The 17,149-nt window shown below is 63.9% G+C and carries 19 protein-coding genes and 1 riboswitch; of the genes, 9 read left to right on the top strand and 10 right to left on the bottom strand.

Going from position 1 to position 17,149, the window contains the following annotated elements; all coding sequences use genetic code 11:
* Nucleotides 1–7: 7 nt before the first annotated feature.
* The 3 genes from NKJ81_RS08785 to rpmB all read right to left on the bottom strand — a co-directional run bounded on the left by NKJ81_RS08785 (nucleotide 8) and on the right by rpmB (nucleotide 1,797).
* Nucleotides 8–682 (bottom strand): polyamine aminopropyltransferase, encoded by a 675-nt coding sequence (locus NKJ81_RS08785; RefSeq protein ID WP_352540213.1) that lies wholly within the window; start codon nucleotides 680–682, stop codon nucleotides 8–10.
* Between the two features lie 55 nt (nucleotides 683–737).
* Nucleotides 738–1,418 carry a queuosine precursor transporter gene (locus NKJ81_RS08780; protein ID WP_352451206.1) on the bottom strand — a complete coding sequence of 227 codons (681 nt, stop codon included), beginning with the start codon at nucleotides 1,416–1,418 and terminating at the stop codon, nucleotides 738–740.
* Nucleotides 1,419–1,500: 82 nt separating this feature from the next.
* Nucleotides 1,501–1,797, bottom strand: coding sequence for a 50S ribosomal protein L28 (gene rpmB, locus NKJ81_RS08775; protein WP_006328411.1), 297 nt, complete (start codon nucleotides 1,795–1,797; stop codon nucleotides 1,501–1,503).
* 612 nt (nucleotides 1,798–2,409) lie between these two features.
* On the opposite strand from rpmB, the gene NKJ81_RS08770 reads away from it, so the two are divergent.
* Genes NKJ81_RS08770 through NKJ81_RS08760 form a run of 3 tightly spaced genes read left to right on the top strand, consistent with a single transcriptional unit; the run spans nucleotide 2,410 to nucleotide 4,799 of the window.
* Complete coding sequence (locus NKJ81_RS08770) at nucleotides 2,410–3,201, top strand: DUF3108 domain-containing protein (RefSeq protein WP_352540212.1); 792 nt, start codon at nucleotides 2,410–2,412, stop codon at nucleotides 3,199–3,201.
* Nucleotides 3,202–3,243: 42 nt separating this feature from the next.
* Nucleotides 3,244–4,131: an aromatic amino acid exporter YddG gene (gene yddG, locus NKJ81_RS08765; RefSeq protein WP_352540211.1), complete on the top strand. Its 888-nt coding sequence runs from the start codon at nucleotides 3,244–3,246 to the stop codon at nucleotides 4,129–4,131.
* A complete protein-coding gene (locus tag NKJ81_RS08760) occupies nucleotides 4,131–4,799 on the top strand; it encodes a lysoplasmalogenase family protein (RefSeq protein ID WP_352540337.1) in 669 nt (222 codons plus the stop codon). Before yddG ends, NKJ81_RS08760 begins: the two co-directional genes overlap by 1 nt.
* A 4-nt stretch (nucleotides 4,800–4,803) precedes the next feature.
* Here NKJ81_RS08760 and NKJ81_RS08755 read toward each other — a convergent pair whose 3' ends face one another.
* Together NKJ81_RS08755 and gloB are read right to left on the bottom strand one after the other, a co-directional pair.
* Entirely contained in the window at nucleotides 4,804–5,232 is a 429-nt protein-coding gene (locus NKJ81_RS08755) for a cupin domain-containing protein (protein WP_352540210.1), read from the bottom strand.
* Between the two features lie 21 nt (nucleotides 5,233–5,253).
* Nucleotides 5,254–6,021, bottom strand: a complete 768-nt coding sequence (gene gloB, locus NKJ81_RS08750; protein WP_352540209.1) for a hydroxyacylglutathione hydrolase — start codon at nucleotides 6,019–6,021, stop codon at nucleotides 5,254–5,256.
* A 98-nt stretch (nucleotides 6,022–6,119) separates the two neighbouring features.
* Here gloB and NKJ81_RS08745 point away from each other — a divergent pair, with 98 nt between their 5' ends.
* The 3 genes from NKJ81_RS08745 to NKJ81_RS08735 all read left to right on the top strand — a co-directional run bounded on the left by NKJ81_RS08745 (nucleotide 6,120) and on the right by NKJ81_RS08735 (nucleotide 9,840).
* Nucleotides 6,120–6,902 (top strand): class I SAM-dependent methyltransferase, encoded by a 783-nt coding sequence (locus NKJ81_RS08745; RefSeq protein WP_023677904.1) that lies wholly within the window; start codon nucleotides 6,120–6,122, stop codon nucleotides 6,900–6,902.
* A 222-nt stretch (nucleotides 6,903–7,124) separates the two neighbouring features.
* A complete protein-coding gene (locus NKJ81_RS08740) occupies nucleotides 7,125–8,957 on the top strand; it encodes an ABC transporter ATP-binding protein/permease (protein ID WP_352540208.1) in 1,833 nt (610 codons plus the stop codon).
* Between the two features lie 76 nt (nucleotides 8,958–9,033).
* A complete protein-coding gene (locus tag NKJ81_RS08735; protein ID WP_352540207.1) occupies nucleotides 9,034–9,840 on the top strand; it encodes a DUF1194 domain-containing protein in 807 nt (268 codons plus the stop codon).
* An 18-nt stretch (nucleotides 9,841–9,858) separates the two neighbouring features.
* On the opposite strand, the gene NKJ81_RS08730 is transcribed toward NKJ81_RS08735, so the two are convergent.
* Together NKJ81_RS08730 and NKJ81_RS08725 are read right to left on the bottom strand one after the other, a co-directional pair.
* Complete coding sequence (locus NKJ81_RS08730; RefSeq protein WP_352540206.1) at nucleotides 9,859–10,884, bottom strand: RNA polymerase subunit sigma-70; 1,026 nt, start codon at nucleotides 10,882–10,884, stop codon at nucleotides 9,859–9,861.
* Between the two features lie 42 nt (nucleotides 10,885–10,926).
* Nucleotides 10,927–11,673 (bottom strand): SDR family NAD(P)-dependent oxidoreductase, encoded by a 747-nt coding sequence (locus NKJ81_RS08725; RefSeq protein ID WP_352540205.1) that lies wholly within the window; start codon nucleotides 11,671–11,673, stop codon nucleotides 10,927–10,929.
* A gap of 235 nt (nucleotides 11,674–11,908) precedes the next feature.
* Here NKJ81_RS08725 and NKJ81_RS08720 point away from each other — a divergent pair, with 235 nt between their 5' ends.
* Nucleotides 11,909–12,229 carry a DUF1330 domain-containing protein gene (locus tag NKJ81_RS08720; protein WP_352540204.1) on the top strand — a complete coding sequence of 107 codons (321 nt, stop codon included), beginning with the start codon at nucleotides 11,909–11,911 and terminating at the stop codon, nucleotides 12,227–12,229.
* An 85-nt stretch (nucleotides 12,230–12,314) separates the two neighbouring features.
* On the opposite strand, the gene NKJ81_RS08715 is transcribed toward NKJ81_RS08720, so the two are convergent.
* The 3 genes from NKJ81_RS08715 to metX all read right to left on the bottom strand — a co-directional run bounded on the left by NKJ81_RS08715 (nucleotide 12,315) and on the right by metX (nucleotide 14,692).
* The gene (locus NKJ81_RS08715; RefSeq protein WP_352471436.1) at nucleotides 12,315–12,662 is read right to left on the bottom strand and encodes a hypothetical protein; all 348 of its coding nucleotides are present in this window, start codon (nucleotides 12,660–12,662) and stop codon (nucleotides 12,315–12,317) included.
* A gap of 130 nt (nucleotides 12,663–12,792) precedes the next feature.
* Nucleotides 12,793–13,407, bottom strand: coding sequence for a methionine biosynthesis protein MetW (metW, locus tag NKJ81_RS08710; RefSeq protein ID WP_352540336.1), 615 nt, complete (start codon nucleotides 13,405–13,407; stop codon nucleotides 12,793–12,795).
* A 115-nt stretch (nucleotides 13,408–13,522) separates the two neighbouring features.
* Entirely contained in the window at nucleotides 13,523–14,692 is a 1,170-nt protein-coding gene (gene metX, locus NKJ81_RS08705) for a homoserine O-acetyltransferase MetX (protein ID WP_292661143.1), read from the bottom strand.
* 76 nt (nucleotides 14,693–14,768) lie between these two features.
* Nucleotides 14,769–14,846: riboswitch (SAM riboswitch) on the bottom strand.
* Between the two features lie 138 nt (nucleotides 14,847–14,984).
* Between metX and hisC the strand changes: the two genes are divergently transcribed.
* Together hisC and NKJ81_RS08695 are read left to right on the top strand one after the other, a co-directional pair.
* Nucleotides 14,985–16,094, top strand: coding sequence for a histidinol-phosphate transaminase (gene hisC, locus NKJ81_RS08700; RefSeq protein ID WP_352540203.1), 1,110 nt, complete (start codon nucleotides 14,985–14,987; stop codon nucleotides 16,092–16,094).
* Nucleotides 16,095–16,100: 6 nt separating this feature from the next.
* Nucleotides 16,101–17,036, top strand: a complete 936-nt coding sequence (locus NKJ81_RS08695) for a prephenate/arogenate dehydrogenase family protein (RefSeq protein WP_352471433.1) — start codon at nucleotides 16,101–16,103, stop codon at nucleotides 17,034–17,036.
* The last annotated feature ends 113 nt before the right edge of the window (nucleotides 17,037–17,149 follow it).

Raw genomic sequence — 17,149 nt, 5'->3', positions numbered from 1 at the left:
TGGTGGCCTATTGCCCCTTGGTCGCGAGCCAGACGATGTGCCGGGCGCCGCGTTTGCCGTGAGCCCGCACCTTGACCTCCTCGACCGTGAAGCCGGCCTGCTTGAGCCTTCGGGTGAAACCTGCGTCAGGGCCCTGCGACCAGACCGCCAGCACACCGCCGGGCTTGAGAGCTGCTCTCGCGCTGATCAGGCCGGCTGCGCTGTAGAGCGCATCGTTGGCCTTGTAGACGATGCCCTCGGGGCCGTTGTCGACATCGAGCAGGATCGCGTCCCAGGCCGAAGCTTGCGATCGGATGAGCTGACCGACATCGGCCTCACGAATGCTGACGCGCGGGTCGTCAAGGCAGCCGCCGAACAGCTCGGCCATCGGGCCGCGCGCCCAAATCACGACCGCCGGCACCAGTTCGGCAACGGTGACCTGGGCGTCGTCGGCAAGCTCGGCCAGCGCCGCGCGCAAGGTAAAGCCCATGCCGAGGCCGCCGATCAGGATGTTTGGGGTCCGGCGGCCGGCAATCCTTTGGCAGGACAGTTTCGCCAGCGCCTCTTCGGAACCGCTGAGCCGGCTGTTCATCAGCTCGTTCGCGCCAAGCATGATCGAGAATTCGCCGCTGCGCCGCTTCAGGCGGAGTTCCTGTCCGCCGTCAGGCGTTTTTGCCGAGTCCAGTTGAAGCCAGGGGATCATGCTCGATAGTCTTTGAGCATGATCTTGTCCGAAAACCGGTTCCCACTTTTCGGGATCATGCTGCCAGTGCCGGCTGGCTCCAGCGGGCGGCAAGCAGCCGGTAGGGGATCAGCGCCACCACCGCTATGATCAGCTTGACGCTGAGATCGCCGAGCGCCCAGGAGACCCAGCGCATCGTCTCGACCGGCAGCACGCCCATCAGCGGCGCGGTTTCCAGCGCAAAGCCGTCGTTGGGCCCGGCGAAGGCGAACGCCGCCGCGAAGGCGACGGTGAAAAACACCACCGTATCGAAAACGGAGCCGACCAGCGTGCCGACGATCGGTGCGCGCCACCAGCTCTGCCGGCGCAGCCGGTTGAACACGGTGACGTCGAGCAACTGTGCGGTGAGGAAGGCGGCACCCGACGCCGCGGCAATGCGCACCAGCCGGTCGGCGGCGGTCTCGAATTCGATCAGGCCGTGGCGAAACAGCAGCGGTGGGATGACGATCGAGCAGATCACCGCTGTCATGAAGCCGACAAAGACGATCCTGCGCGCCACCGCCGGCCCATAGCGGCGGTTGGCGAGATCGGTGACCAGGAAGGAGAACGGATAGGTGAAGGCGCCCCAGGTCAGGATGTCGGCCAGCGACAGCCCGCCGATTGCGCCTTGCATCGGGAACTGCACGAGGATGTTCGATGCCACGACGACGAGCGCCATGGCCGCCACGAAGGGCAGGTACCGCGAGAGGAAAATCATTTTTTTATCCTGGGTAATGGAACCAGCGGAACGCGATCCGGAGTTCGGACCACGCCCTGGAAGGCGGCTGCCGCCGAAAAACTCAGGCGGCCGGCTGCTCGGCGAGCTTCTTGGCGATCTGCTTCTTCAACAGGCGGGCGCGCTGCGACAATTCCTTGGCATCGGCCTTGGCCAGGAAGGCGTCGAGGCCGCCGCGATGCTCGACCGAACGCAGCGCGTTGGCCGAAATGCGCAGGCGCACGTTCTGGTTCAGCGCTTCCGAGATCAGCGTCACATTGACGAGATTGGGCAGGAAGCGACGCTTGGTCTTGTTGTTGGCGTGGCTCACATTGTTGCCGGACATGACTGCCTTGGCAGTGAGTTCGCAGGTGCGGGACATGGTTCTAACCTTCGGTTCTCGGTCCTGGCCAAACATTCGACCCGCGCCGGGTGGCGCGCGGTTTCGGTCAGGCGGCCTTATGGAAAAAGTTGGCGTTCCATAGTTGCATTTCGCCGAGGCGTCAAGCTTGGGGTTGGTTAGTGCCAAGGGAATCAATCAAAAGATGACCCGATGCCGGCGCTGCCCCTCATCGCCTGCCGGCACCTTCCCCCGTATAGTGACGGGGAGAAGGGGCTGGGCCGCAGGCTCGGCGCTTTCTGCAACTCCGCAAATTGGCGAAACCGTTTGCAAGGCGACCTTCTCCCCGTCCCTATACGGGGAGAAGTGCCCGGCAGGGCGATGAGGGGCTGCGCAAACCTGTCGCGATTTTCCAGGTGGCCACATTTTGTTCTTGCTTTGTGCCGGCAGCTATGCTACTAATTTCGGTATGGTGCTAATTGGCTCCAACGACCCGCCCGTCGAGGCGGGTTTTTTATTTTGGCCGTCGACCAGCCCCACCGTCCCTGCCGACGCCGCCTTCACATTAAGGCCGGAATTCAGCCTATAAGCGGTCGCACAGGGACATGCCAGATCGGAGCCGCCCGTCTCCGGTCGACAATCAAGGACCCGCCCATGCCTCGTTCTTTCCTCCATGCCCTGGTCGTGCTGTTGGCCGTCGCGCCGCCGACAACGGCTTCGGCCGCTGAGCCGCAATCCTTCACGGGCGAGTATTCGGTGTCGTTCCTCGGCCTCTCCGTGGCCAAGGCGAAATTCTCCAGCCATTACGAGGGCGACACCTATTCGATCGAGGGCAGCGTTTCCGCCGCCGGGCTCGCCACTTTGTTCGACGATACGCGGGGCACGATCTCGTCGAAGGGCAAGATTTCGGGCAAGCAGTTGCAGCCGCAAGCGTTCCACGCCGACTACACGTCCGGCAAGAAGGCATCGATGATCGACATCCAGTTTGCCAACGGCGTCGTCACCTCGACCAAGGTCGTGCCTGAACCGAAGAAGCGCAATCCCGAGAATTGGATACCGCTGGCCGGCAGCCATCTCGTATCGGTCCTCGATCCGATGGCCGCCACCGTCATCCATGCCGACAGCCTCGACCAGGTCTGCGGGCGCACGGTGAAGCTCTATGACGGCGAAATGCGTGCCGATCTGAAACTGACCTACGAGTCCAAAGGGTCGATCTCGGTGGCCGGCTACAAGGGCGATACGGTCACCTGCAGGCTGGGCTTCGAGCCGGTGGCCGGTTACCGCAAGAACCGCAAGGCGCTAAACTACCTGAAGAAACGCAGCAGCATCATGGTGACGTTTGCACCGGTCGGCCAAAGCGGCGTATATGCGCCGATCCGCGCCACGGTCAGCACGCAAATCGGCCCGTTGACGATCAGCGCGGAGCGGTTCGAAGCAAACGAATAGGCGTGACGGTGCGCCGCCAACGATGGGCAGGGGGCGACCGGTATGGCGCGCGCAACACTGATCGGCTTCTCCGCGGTCGCCATGTGGGCGCTGCTGGCGCTGCTTACGGATGCTTCGGGCGCCGTGCCGCCGTTCCTGCTTTCGGCAATCACCTTTACGATCGGCACTTGCGTCGGGCTGGTTGCCCGGCTGTTCATGCCGGCAGCTGATGGCGCCGCGAAGATACCGCGCCAGGTTTGGGCGATCGGCATTGCCGGCCTGTTCGGCTACCACTTCTTCTATTTCACCGCGCTGCGCAATGCGCCGGCCGTCGAGGCCAGCCTGATCGCCTATCTGTGGCCGCTGCTGATCGTGCTGGGGTCGGCGCTGATGCCGGGCGAGCGGCTGGCCTGGAACCACGTCGCCGGCGCGCTGCTCGGCCTTGCCGGCACGGTCCTGATCGTCACCAAGGGCGGCGGGCTTGCCTTCGATGCGCGTTATGCCTTCGGCTATGCAATGGCCGGCGTCTGCGCGGTGCTGTGGTCGTCCTATTCGCTGTTGTCGCGACGCTTCCCGTCGGTGCCGACCAGCATCGTCACCTGGTTCTGCGCCGCCACCGCGGCACTTTCGCTGGTCTGCCATCTGTTGCTGGAAGAAACGGTGCTGCCCAACGGCGCCGGCCAGTGGCTGGCCGTGCTCGGCCTCGGTCTGATGCCGGTGGGGGCGGCGTTCTATGCCTGGGACATCGGCGTCAAGCGCGGCAACATCCAGGTGCTGGGGGCGGCGAGCTATGCCGCACCGCTGCTGTCGACGCTGGTGCTGATATCAGCCGGCTTCGCCGAGCCGTCATGGCGCATCCTCGCCGCCTGCGTGCTGATCACCGGCGGCGCGGCACTGGCGGCGAAATCGCTGTTGCTGCGCAAGAGGGCCGCGAGCGAGGCAAACGCGTGATGCCGTTTTCCGGCGGCATCGATGCCAATGCCAATGCGACGCTGCTGTTTTCGCTGGCGGCGGCGGTGATTTACGCGTTCAGCCTCGGCATGCCGCCGCGCCTTTCGCGGTCGGCGGCAAGGACATTGGCGGTGGCGATGCTGGCGGTGCTGGTCGCGCAGCAGGGCGGCCCATGGCTGCTCGTCGCCGCGCTGGCGCTCAGTGCCGTCGGCGACGCCTTCCTGTCGCGCGACGGCGAGAAGGCATTTCTTGGCGGCACGGCCAGTTTTCTTGCCGCGCATGTGCTTTACGTCGTGCTGTTCCTGCGCGCCGGCAGCGGCCTCGGGCTGCTCTCGGCCGAACCGTGGCGAGGAATTATTGCCCTGGCGATGTCCGTGTTGGCGCTGGCGATGATTTTCGCGCTCTGGCGCCGCATCGGCCCGGCCTTGCGTTTGCCGATTGGCATCCATGCCGCGGCGCAGCTTGGCATGGGCATTGCGGCGCTCACCCTGAACAGCGTCTGGGTCGTCGGCGGCGTCATCCTGCTCATGCTGTCCGACGGGCTGCACGCCGCGGAAAAGTTCCTGCTGCCCGCCATCTCGGCGCACCGCATTTGGGTGCGCCATGGGGTCTGGGCGCTGTATTATGCCGGCCAGCTGGCGATCACGCTGGGTTTGCTGCTGGGCTAGGTGCCTAGGGCGTTCCCGGCAGCCAGCCTGGTTCGGCGAGTTCGAAGGCGGAGAAATCGAAACCCGGCGCCACGGTGCAGCCGACCAGGGTCCATTCGCCGAGGCTGCGTGCCGACTGCCACCAGCCTGCCGGCACGACGATCTGCGGCCGCTCGCCCGCGGCAAGCGCCGTACCGAGGATCTGCTCGATGACGGGACCGCCTTCTCGGTGTATCGACAGCGCCAGCGGCGCACCGTCATAGAAATGCCAGACCTCGGCCGCGTCCTTGACCCGGTGCCAGGCCGACAATTGGTCCTTCTCGAGGAGGAAATAGATCGCCGTCGAATGGCCGCGGGTGCCTGCCGCGCCGTCGCGAAAGGTCTCGGCATACCAGCCGCCTTCCGGATGCGGCTTCAGGCCGAGCAGGGCGATGATTTCGGCGGAACTGGTCATGACCCTAGCTCCTGGCGCCGCTCAGAAATTGTCCTTGCGCTTGCGGGTCTCGGCGAACACTTCGGCGTCGGAGGCGTTCTCGAGGCCGAGATGCCTGCGGATCGCCGGATCGTGCCAGCGCAGGAACGGATTGGTCGACAGTTCCTCGCCGATCGTCGTCGGCAGCGTCGGCTTGCCGTCGGCACGCAGCGCCTCGACCTTGGCGGCACGCTCTTTCAGCGCCGAATTGGTCGGGTCGACGGTCAGCGCGAAACGGGCATTGGCCAGCGTATACTCATGGCCGCAATAGACGACCGTCTCGGCCGGCAGCGCCGCGAGCTTCTTCAGGGATTCGTACATCACCGGCGGCTTGCATTCGAGCAGCCGCCCACAGCCGAGCGCAAACAGCGTGTCGGCGGCGAATGCTACTTTCGACGCCGGCAGATGATAGGTGACATGGCCGGCGGTATGGCCGGGCGTGGCGATGACCTCGATCCGCTCGTCGCCGAGATGGACGACCGAGCCTTGCTCGACGGTTTCGTCGATGCCGGGAATCTTCGCCTTTTCGGCTTCCGGCCCGACAATGCGCAGCTTGAAACGCTCCTTCAGCGCCAGATTGGCCTCGACGTGGTCGAGATGGTGGTGAGTGGTCAGGATCATCGTCGGGGTCCAGCCGGTGCGCTTGATCGCCGCCAGGATGGGCGCCTCCTCGGGCGCATCGATGAGCGCCGTCTGGCCGCTTTTCGGGTCGTGCACCAGCACGCCGAAATTGTCGCTGCGGCACATGAATTGTTCGATCTCGACCGGCATCGCATCTCTCCCTTTATTGCCGCAGACATAGGGCGCCTGCCAGCCGATGTCATCTGCCTTTGTTGAACTTGGACTGCTTCGAAGCTACCGTTCCGCGCATGCATTCAGACATTGTCGATCTCCGTTCGTTTTATTCGACCACGCTCGGCCGCCTGGCCGAACGCTCGATCACCATGGCGCTGTCCTCGATATGGGCCGTCGTGCCCAACGAGCGGCTGGTCGGCCTCGGCTACACCTTGCCGTGGCTGGAGCGCTTCGGCAGCGATGCCGAGCGCGTCTTTGCCTTCATGCCGGCAACGCAGGGCGCGGTGGTCTGGCCGGCGACCGGGCCGACGGCGACCGCCCTGGTCTTCGACGAGGAACTGCCGCTGGTTGATTCCTGCATCGACCGCATGCTGCTCGTCCATTCGCTCGAACATGTCGAGAACCCACGCGAGACGCTGAACGAGATCTGGCGGGTGCTGTCGCCGGCCGGCCGTGTCGTCATCGTCGTGCCCAACCGGCGCGGCGTCTGGGCACGCTTCGAGCATACGCCTTTCGGCAATGGCCGGCCGTTCTCGCGCGGCCAGCTGACCGAATTGCTGCGCGAAGCGAATTTCACGCCGGCGGCGTGGTCCGATGCGCTGTTCTTCCCGCCGTCGCCGCGACGTTTCATGATGCAGTTCCATAATGTGCTGGAACGCGCCGGCCGGCGCTTCTGGCCAATCTTTTCTGGCGTTATCGTCGTCGAGGCGCAGAAGCGGCTCTATCAAGGCGTGCCGGTTGCCCAGCGCGCGTCCCGCCGCGTCTTCGTGCCGGTTCTCTCGCCGCATGGCGCGCCGACGCTTGGCCGGGCTGTCGCGGGCCGGACGTCCGACACCGCCAGGATGACGCGTTCGTGATCCGACGCAGGCTTTTTCTCACCAAAAGCGCGTCGCATTAGACCGGCCTCGTACGACGCGCTTTAGGTTGTTGTTTCATGCATGTCGTTATCGCAAAACCGCTGCACACTTTTGCGCGACATGCATTGTCTGTCGCGGACGGGTTGGCTACCCGATTGAAGGCATACGCGGTCGATTCTATGACCGGGTTTCAGCATCGCTTCCGAATGCAAGGATCCACTCATGGCTGATCTTCCGGATGTCGAGGCCAGCGCCCAGAAGCTTGCCACGTCGATCGAAGCCAGCAGCCTGCGTGAGCAGCTGGCAACAATCAAATTGGCACTGACCAGCTCGCCAGTGCGAAAACAATTGCTTTGGGCAGCGATCGGCATCGTCGCCGTCATCGTGGCGAGCTCGATCGGGCAGGTTCTGCTCAATCGCTGGAACCAGCCTTTCTACGACGCGCTTGCGCGGCGCGACATGCCGGCTTTCCTGCATCAGCTTCTGGTCTTTGCCGGCATCGCCGGCGGGCTTGTGGTGCTCAATGTCGGCCAGACCTGGCTCGACCAGATGCTCCGCCTGAAGCTGCGCGAGGCGCTGACGCTCGACCTGATCGACGAATGGATGCGGCCGGCGCGTGCCTTCCGGCTGACCCATGCCGGCGCCATCGGCGTCAATCCCGACCAGCGCCTGCAGCAGGATGCCGGGCATCTCTCCGATCTTTCCACCGGTCTTGGCATCGGCCTGCTGCAGTCCTGCATCCTGCTTGCCTCGTTCGTTGGGGTCCTGTGGTCGCTGTCCTCCGGCTTCGTCTTCCACATAGGCGGCCATTCGCTGGCCATACCCGGCTACATGGTCTGGGCGGCGATCCTTTATGCCGGCACCGCCTCCTGGTTGAGCTGGCTGGTCGGGCGACCGTTGATCCGCTTCAACAACGATCGCTATACGCGTGAAGCGGAGCTGCGCTCCTCGGTGGTTCGCGTCAACGAGAATGTCGATGCCATCGCGCTCGCGCATGGCGAGTCCGATGCCAGGCGCCGGCTCGAATTCGATCTCGGCATGGTGCTGGGCGCCATGCGGCGCATCTACAGCGCCCAGATCAATCTTTCCTGGGTTACCGACACCTATGGCTGGATCACTGTCGTCGCGCCGATCCTGGTCGCCTCACCGGTCTATTTCGCCGGCGATATCAGCTTTGGCGGCTTGATGATGGCAGTCGGCGCTTTCAACCAGGTCCATTCGTCGCTGCGCTGGTTCATCAACAATATCGGCGGCATCGCCGATTGGCGCGCTACGCTGATGCGGGTCGCCGACTTCCGCATCGCGCTTGCCGACACCGACGCGCTGCACCATACGGAAAGGCGCATTTCGTTCGGCGAAAACCCGGACGGCAGCCTGACCTTCGAGAAACTCGAGGTCGCCTCGCCGGAGGGATGCACCAAGCTTGCCGAGCCGCATGTCGAAATCCGCGCCGGCGACCGGGTCATGATCACCGGAGATCCGGGCGCCGGCAAGACGCTGTTCTTCCGGGCCATTGCCGGTCTGTGGCCATGGGGCAGCGGACGGATCGGCATGCCGGCCGGAGAAGCGCCGATCTTTGTTCCGCGTACCCCCTATTTCCCGCTCGGCAAGCTGCGCGAGGTGCTCAACCATTCAGACGGCGCGGCGGAGGCGAGCGATGCCGAGATCTCGGAGGTGCTGGCCGATGTCGGGCTGCAACGCCTGTCGTCCTCGCTCGATCGCTCGGCGCGCTGGGAGCGTGAGCTCAGCGACGACGAGCAGCGTCTGCTGGCCTTTGCCAGGCTGGCCTTGCGACGGCCGAAATGGGTGATCATCGACGAGGCGCTGGACGCGTTCGACGGCCCAACGCTGAGGCAAGTGCTGTCGATGCTGGAGAAGCGCCTTCCCGACGCCGCGATCCTCAATATCGGCCGCGGCCAGCACAATGCCCGCTTTTTCCGGCGGGCGTTGACCATCGTCAAGGATGCCGGCCAACCGCCACTCAAGCCGGCCCGTATCAGGGCAGGTGCCATCGAACCGCCCCCGGCGATCGCCTCGACCGGCCGAAAGAAATAGAGGGCAAGCTTTATTTCGCCGCGATCGCGGCGAAAAACTGTCGCGATCGTTTCAGATGGGAACGTTCCGATCGGCCATGCTTGACGCACTCGCCCTGCTCGCCTGCCTTGCCTGCACCCCGGCGGCACCTGCGGCCGCGCCGGCCGATGCAATTGCCGTCGATGTCGAGCTGGTGCTGGCCGTCGACATCTCGCAGTCGATGGATGAAAGGGAGTTTGCCCTGCAGCGCGCCGGCTATGTCGCGGCGCTGCGCCACCCCGACTTCATCAACGCCGTGCGCGCCGGCACCTTCGGCCGCATCGCCATCGCCTATTTCGAATGGGCCGGCACCATCCGCGACGATGCGGTCATTGCCTGGCAGGTCGTCGACAGCAAGGAGAGCGCCAACGCTTTCGCCGACAAGATCGCGGCCCGCCCGTTCAGGAGCTTTCGCGGCACCTCGATTTCCGGTGCTGTGGCTTTCGGCGCCGAGCTTTTCGACGGCACGGCCTTCACCGGCAAACGCCGCGTCATCGACGTCTCGGGGGACGGCCCAAACAACACCGGCTTGCCGGTCACAACGGCACGCGATGCGGCACTGGCGAAGGGCATCGTCATCAACGGGCTGCCGATCCTGGTCAGCCCGTCACCCACCTTCAGCCATCTCGACCGGTATTATGCCGAATGCGTTACCGGCGGGCCGGGCTCGTTCGTGCTGCCGATCTATGCCGCTTCCGAATTCGCCACCGCCACTCGCCGCAAACTGATCCTCGAGGTCAGCGGCATCGAGTATCCCAAGGTGGATCCGAGGACGATCCGCATCGACGCACCGATCGACTGCCTGCAAGGTGAGCGCGACCGAAGGTTTTTCTCGGACCCCTATTTCCCGGAACTCGACCGATAAGGCTGGCCCAGGGGTAAGCTAGGCTGGTGGCAGGCCGAAGGCCGGGAACAGAGATGGCCCGAGCGGCCCTATGAAGATCGTCAAGGAAGCGATCCCGCCCTCGGCTGCGTCGAACACATGCAGGGAATGGGCCCGCCATTCAGGGCCATCGTGGCTGCGGGAATAAACCCCGACCGCCGGCTGGGCATTGGCGCGGGTGGCCAGCGTGCGGAAGCCGCCAAACCTCGGCCAGACGGTCTCGAAGAAACCGCGGATCGCTTCGCGGCCTTGATACCATTCACGCCAAGGCGGCATGGTGTAGATGGCGTCCTCACGCAGCAGCTCGATCAAGCTGTCGAGATTGGCGGCCTGCCAGGCCTGCATGTAGCGTTCGAGCAGCAGGCCTTCTTCGGGGCTGGGCCGTGATCGGCTGGCCGGCCGTCCCTGAGGATAGCGCGCCGCCAGCGTTGCGCGGGCCCGTTGCAACGCGCTGTTGATCGAAGCCGTCGATCCGCCCAGCAAACGCGCCGTCTCGACAGCCGACCATCCGAGGACGTCGGCAAGCAGCAGCGCGGCGCGCTGCCTGGGCGGCAGATCCTGGATCGCCGCGACGAAGGCGAGCTGGACGGCCTCGCGGCTCTCGTAACGGGCTTCCGGACCTGGCTCGCTGCCGGCAACGTCTGGAAGCTCGGCGTCGGGGTAGGGCTCCAGCCAGGCGATGTCGGCTACGGGCCCGCCTATGGCCGCCCCGTGCGAGGGCGGCCGTCCGGGTTCCCGGAGAATGCGACGCGCCCTCGACCTCGCCTTGATGGCGTTGAGGCAAGCGTTGGTCGCGATCATGTAGAGCCAACCGCGAACCGAACCTCGCCCGTCGAACTCCGATCTTGCGCGCCAGGCGCGAAGCAACGTGTCCTGGACGAGGTCGTCGGCCTCGTGCAGCGAACCCATCATGCGATAACAATGCAGCTTGAGCTCGCGGCGATGCGCGGCCGTGACCTTCTCGAAGGCCAGCCGATCGAGGATCGGCTGGCGTGCTGGTTGCAGAGGTGGTTGAGCGTCTGTCATGTGGCTTCTGCGGTTACGAGCGAGCGTTGCATTACGCGCCCCTCAGGCGGCCGGGGCAAGCCCGCTACCGCTCACCATGAAGGAACTGCCTTGCGGCCGGCCGGTGGCGAGTGCGACCACCGCCCGTCCGACATCGGCCGGCGTTTGCATGTCGGTCATGGCGGCGATGAAGTCCGCCGGCTGGATGCCCATATAGGCCGCTATGCTGTCGACGCCGGCCTTGCCCACGCCGGTTTCCGGCATGATGCGCATCGGCGCGAGCGCCATGAAGCGCAGGCCGAGGCCAAGCCGGTCGGCCTCCTTCTGGCTATGACCGGCCAGGAACATCTGCATGCGTTTTGCGCCAGCATAGCCGCCGGCGTTCGGTGGTCCGCCGGTCAAGGCCGCGCCGCTGGAGATCAGAACGATCCGGGTCCCCGGCTTGAGCGGACGCCGCAGAGCGGCCCGGCAAAACAGGAACGACGCCTTGACGTCCGTGTCCCAATTTGCCGAGAACGCCTTCCAGTTCTGTTCATGCACCGGCGCAGAAGGCGCCAGCGCACCTGCGCAGATCACCAGTACGTCCGGCTCAAGCGCGGCGAAGACCTTATCCGGGGCGGAGTCCATCGTAGCATCGGCCGCGAGCGTCTTCACGCCCGAGACCTCCCAGGCAAATTGCGCCAGGGCCTGTTTTCCGCGGGCGACGGCCAGCACCGTCGCTTTCTCCTTGAGGGCGGCCTCCGCGATGGAGCGGCCGACACCACGGCTGCCTCCGACGACGACGACATTCTGATTTTGCAACGATCCCATGGATCACCTCTCTATTCCCGGCCGCCGGACCATCCAGGCGCGCTCATCGATAAGGACAGCGCAGGTGGGTGGAAATCATCGGTGCCAGGCGGAAATATCTTTCAGCTGACGGCAGCGGCGCGTCGGTTTTGTATTCAGTGTCATTACCTCGGGGGTAATCGACCTGTGCGCGACGTCTCGGCAAACTGCTCCCATCAAGCCGGTTGTCCGGCCTTCGACCACAAGGAGTTACGCCATGACCGCCTACGCCGTCGCCCATATGCGCCAGGTCACGCCGGGACCGCAGATCGTCGAGTACCTGCACAAGATCGATGCCACGCTGGAACCGTTTGGCGGCCGCTTCGTGGTGCACGGAGGCGAGGTGGAAGTCGTTGAAAACACCTGGCCGGGCTATCTCATAGTCATCGAGTTTCCCAACCGGCAGCAGGCACGTGCATGGTACGACTCGCCCGCCTATCAGGAGATATTGCCGCTGCGTACCGGCAATTCCCGGTCCGACGTGGTCTTCGTTGATGGCGTCCAGCACCCGCACAAGGCCACGGACGTGCTTGAATAGAGGGAATGATCGGGTACAACCGGCGTCTATGGTGCCGCCATCTATCTGGCGGCACCGAATTTGGATCGCGTCTGCATCGGCAGCTTCACCGCCCCTGCAGCACCTTGATCGCGTTGGACATGTCGCCATGCGACAATGCAGCCAGGTAATCCGAGTAGTTGATCCTCCCGTTCGCGAAGCCGTTCATCAATCGCGTGCAGAACGTGTGTTCCAATCCGGCATCCGGGACGTTCATGAGCGCGGCGAGGTTTGCCCTTTCAACCTTGCCGAACCGCATCTTGAATTTGGTCATGCACCGCTGGATCGCCTGCCGTTTCAGCGCCGGGCTGCCGCTCAACGCGACTTGTCCATTCTGGAAATCGGTCTTCGACGTCGTGCATCCGGAAATCAAAGTGGCCGACATCAAAGCTGTTGCTAATACTAACGTCTTCATTGCTTCCCCCAAACCAACCCGTTTGAGACCTGTTAAAGCAACAAAGAATGCCGGGCAACTTCATTGGATTGAAAATTGAAAATATGGTTTCTTGCGCAGGTCTGAGGTTCGTTGCTTCTGCCTGTCAAACCTATCGTTTCAGCAGGAATATCGCTTGCTGGCCGAAAAAGTTCCAGAACCACCAAGGCATGGAGAAGCCGATCCGCTGGCCGTTGGCGTCGAGCGCGGTTGCCTTTTCCACCGTCGCGCCAAGCTCGTCGCACAGATTGACGAAGTCGCGAATGGTGCAGAAATGGATGTTGGGCGTGTCGTACCAGGAATAGGGCAGGTCCTTGGTCACCGGCATGCGGCCGTTGAAGAGCAGCGAAAGGCGCACCCGCCAGTGGCCGAAATTCGGGAATGAGACGATGGCGCGGTTGCCGATCCGGAGCAGTTCGTCGAGCACCAGCTTCGGATTGCGGGTCGCCTGCAAGGTCTGCGACAGAACGACGAAGTCGAAACCCTTGTCGGGATAGAATTGGAGATCCTTGTCGGCATCGCCTTGAATAACCGACAGGCCGCGCGCCACGCATTCGTTGACGCCGCGCTGCGACAGTTCCAGCCCGCGACCGTCGACCTTCTTGGTCTCCTGCAGCAATTCGAGCAGCAGGCCGTCGCCGGAACCGACGTCCAGCACCCGCGACTGCGGCGGGATGAGATCGGCGACGACTTCGAGGTCGACGCGCTGGGCGCGGTTGACGCTCATGCCTTCGGCTCTTGCTCGGCACATGATCCTGATCCGAAAAGTCTGCAACTTTTCGGGGTCATGCGCTGATGCCTGGCGCATGGTCCTGATCCGAACAGCCTGCAACCTTTCGGGGTCATGCGCCAAGCCCTCTTGCCCGGGCGGCCGAGGCGATGAAGCCTTTGATGGCGGCGAACAGTTCGGGCTCGTCGAGCAGGAAGGCGTCGTGGCCGCGGTCGGTCTCGATCTCGACGAACGAGACCGAAGCGCCGGCCGCGTTCAGCGCGTGCACGACCGAGCGGCTCTCCTCGGTCGGGAACAGCCAGTCGCTGGTGAACGAAACCAGGCAGAAGCGCGTCTTGGTGCCGGCGAAGGCATCGGCCAACCGGCCGCCATGGTCGGCGGCGAGATCGAAATAATCCATCGCCCGTGTCATGTAGAGATAGGAGTTGGCATCGAAGCGATCGACGAAGGTCATGCCCTGATGGCGCAGATAGCTCTCGATCTGGAAGTCGGCATCGAAACCGAAGGTCAGGGCTTCGCGGTCCTGCAGGTTGCGGCCGAACTTGCGGTGCAGCGCTGCTTCCGACAGATAGGTGATGTGGGCGGCCATGCGCGCCACCGCCAGCCCCTTTTCCGGCCGCTTGCCGTGCTCGAAATACTTGCCGCCATGCCAGTCCGGGTCGGCCATCACCGCCTGCCTGCCGACCTCGTGGAAAGCGATGTTCTGCGAGGAATGGCGGGCGCCGGTGGCGATCGGCAGCGCCGAGAAGACGCGCTCCGGATAGCTGGAGGCCCATTGCAGCACCTGCATGCCGCCCATCGAGCCGCCAAGCACGCTGAACAGCTGTTCGATGCCGAAATGCTCGACCAGCATCAGCTGCGCCCGCACCATGTCGCGGATGGTGATGATCGGCAGGTCGAGCCCGTAGGGCTTGGCGGTGGCGGGATTGGTCGAGGCGGGGCCGGTGGAGCCGAGACAGCCGCCGATGACGTTTGACGAGATGACGAAGAAACGGTCGGTATCGATGATCTTGCCGGGACCGATCAGCACTTCCCACCAGCCCGGCTTGCCGGTCACCGGATTGGTGTTGGCGACGTGCTGGTCGCCGGTCAGCGCATGGCAGACGAGGATGGCGTTGGAGCGCGCGTCGTTGAGCGTGCCATAGGTCTGGTAGGCGATCTGGAACGGCGACAGCAGCGTGCCGGCGTCGAGCTTGAGCGGCTTGTCGGCGCCGAAACGCAACACCGGGCTCGACGGCTGGTCGGCCTCGTTGTTGGTTTTTCGAGCGCGCAAAGCGACCATCACATCTCCTTGCCCGGCCTTCAGTTGTCCACCGGTCTGGGCAACAAAAAACCGGCCATGCCTTCGCAAAGCCGGTTACAAGATGCAAACGGCCCTTTAGCAAGTTGTTTAACGTGGCTGCAAGCCGACCGGCCAAATCACCACGGAACTGTAGCCGTTCTTCTATGACTCGCGCATGGCTTCGTCAACGGCAAGTTCTTGATCCCGAATTGCCGGCCCTCGACATTCCGGGCCACGGCTTGTATTTCCGCTGCGGCTTCCGGATGGAGGCACTCTCGACGGATTTCATGAAATGAGCCAGACACCGGATCAGACACGTCCAAGGCCCCGCGCCGGCATCATGGACATCGAAGCCTATGTGCCCGGCAAGAGCGCGGCGCCTGAAGGTGTCGCCAAGGTCCATAAATTGTCGGCGAACGAGAACCCGCTCGGTCCTTCGCCAAAGGCGATAGAGGCCGCGCGCGCGGTCGCCGACAAGCTCGCGGTCTATCCCGACGGCAGCGCCAGGCGCCTGAGGGAAGCGATCGCCGAGGTGCACGGGCTCAACCCGGCGAACATCGTCTGCTCCAACGGCTCCGACGAGATTCTGGGCCTGCTGGCGCAGACCTACCTCGCACCCGGCGACGAAGCCATCATCACCGAACACGGCTTCATGGTCTACAAGATCTACATACAGTCGGCCGGTGCCGTCCCGGTAACGGTCAAGGAGACCGATGAACGCGCCGACATCGATGCGATCCTCGCCGCGGTGACGCCGGCTACCCGGATCATCTTCCTTGCCAATCCAAACAATCCAACCGGCACCTACGTGCCGTTCCAGGAGGTGCGCCGCCTGCATGCCGGCCTGCCGCGAAACGTGCTTCTGGTGCTGGATGCAGCTTACGCCGAATATGTCCGGCGCAACGATTATGAAGCCGGCGTCGAGTTGGTGGGCAGCGCGGAAAACGTGGTCATGACCCGCACTTTCTCCAAATTGGGCCTGGGCGGGGCGCGGATCGGCTGGATGTATGCGCCAATGCACGTCATCGACGCGATCAACCGCGTGCGGGGACCCTTCAACGTCAATGCGACGGCAATCGAGGCCGGCATCGCGGCGATCCACGACCGCGCCCATATCGAACGCAGCGTCGCGCACAACGAGACCTGGCTGGCCTGGCTGAGCGAGCAACTAAGCGGGCTCGGGCTGCGGGTGACACCGAGCGTCGGCAATTTCATCCTTATCCACTTTCCCGAGGACAAAAAGCATTCGGCGGCGGCCGCCGACGACTACCTCAGTGCGCGCGGCTACATATTGCGGCGCGTTTCCGGCTACGGTTTTCCGAACGCGCTGCGCATGAGCATCGGCACCGAAGAGGCCAATCGCGGCGTTGTCGCAGCACTCGCGACATTCCTGAAAAGCTAGAACACCATGACATCACCGATGTTCGAAAAAATCGCGCTGGTCGGCATCGGCCTGATCGGCTCGTCGCTGGCCCGCGTCATCCGCCGCGAGGGGCTCGCCGGCCAAATCGCGATTTCGACGCGCAGCGAAGCGACGCTGGCACGGGCGAGCCAACTCGGCCTTGGCGACACCTATACGACGGATGCGAAAGAGGCGGTTCGCGATGCTGATCTGGTTATCGTTTCGGTGCCGGTCGGCTCTTCAGGCACGGTCGCCGCGGAGATCGCGCCGGCGCTGAAGAAGGGCGCCATCCTCACCGATGTCGGCTCGACCAAGGCATCGGTGATCGCGCAGATGCAGCCGCATGTGCCTGATGGCGTGCACTTCATCCCCGGCCATCCTTTGGCCGGCACCGAAAAATCGGGACCGGACGCCGGTTTTGCCGAACTGTTCGAGAACCGCTGGTGCATTTTCACGCCGCTGCCCGGTACCGATCCCGCAGCACTGGAAAAGCTCTCGGAATTCTGGCGCCGCTGCGGCTCCAACATCGACACGATGGACCCGCAGCATCACGACATGACGCTGGCCATCGTTTCGCACCTGCCGCATATCATCGCTTACAACATCGTCGGTACCGCCGACGATCTGGAGTCGGTGACCAAGTCCGAGGTCATCAAATACTCGGCTTCCGGCTTTCGCGACTTCACTCGTCTCGCGGCGTCCGACCCGACCATGTGGCGCGACGTCTGCCTGCACAACAAGGACGCCATTCTCGAAATGCTGGCGCGGTTTTCCGAGGATCTGTCCTCGCTGCAGCGGGCGATCCGCTGGGGCGACGGCGAAAAACTGTTTGACCTGTTCACCCGGACCCGCGCTGTCCGCCGCTCGATCATCGAGGCCGGCCAGGACATCGATGTACCGGATTTCGGTCGCCAGGCAGTCGAACACCCGCCGAAGGGATAAGCCGCGGCAGGCCGATCGCAGGCCGGCCCGGCTTAGAGCGGTTCATCGTTTCACAGAAACGCCGAACGGCTCTATCTCTTTGTTTTGCGCAATTCCGGACGGAAAACCGTTTC

This window comes from Mesorhizobium sp. M0018, assembly GCF_040323955.1.
Taxonomy (GTDB): Bacteria; Pseudomonadota; Alphaproteobacteria; order Rhizobiales; family Rhizobiaceae; genus Mesorhizobium.
The sequence above is the reverse complement of the archived record's forward strand: the minus strand, read 5'-3'. Positions and strand labels throughout refer to the sequence as shown.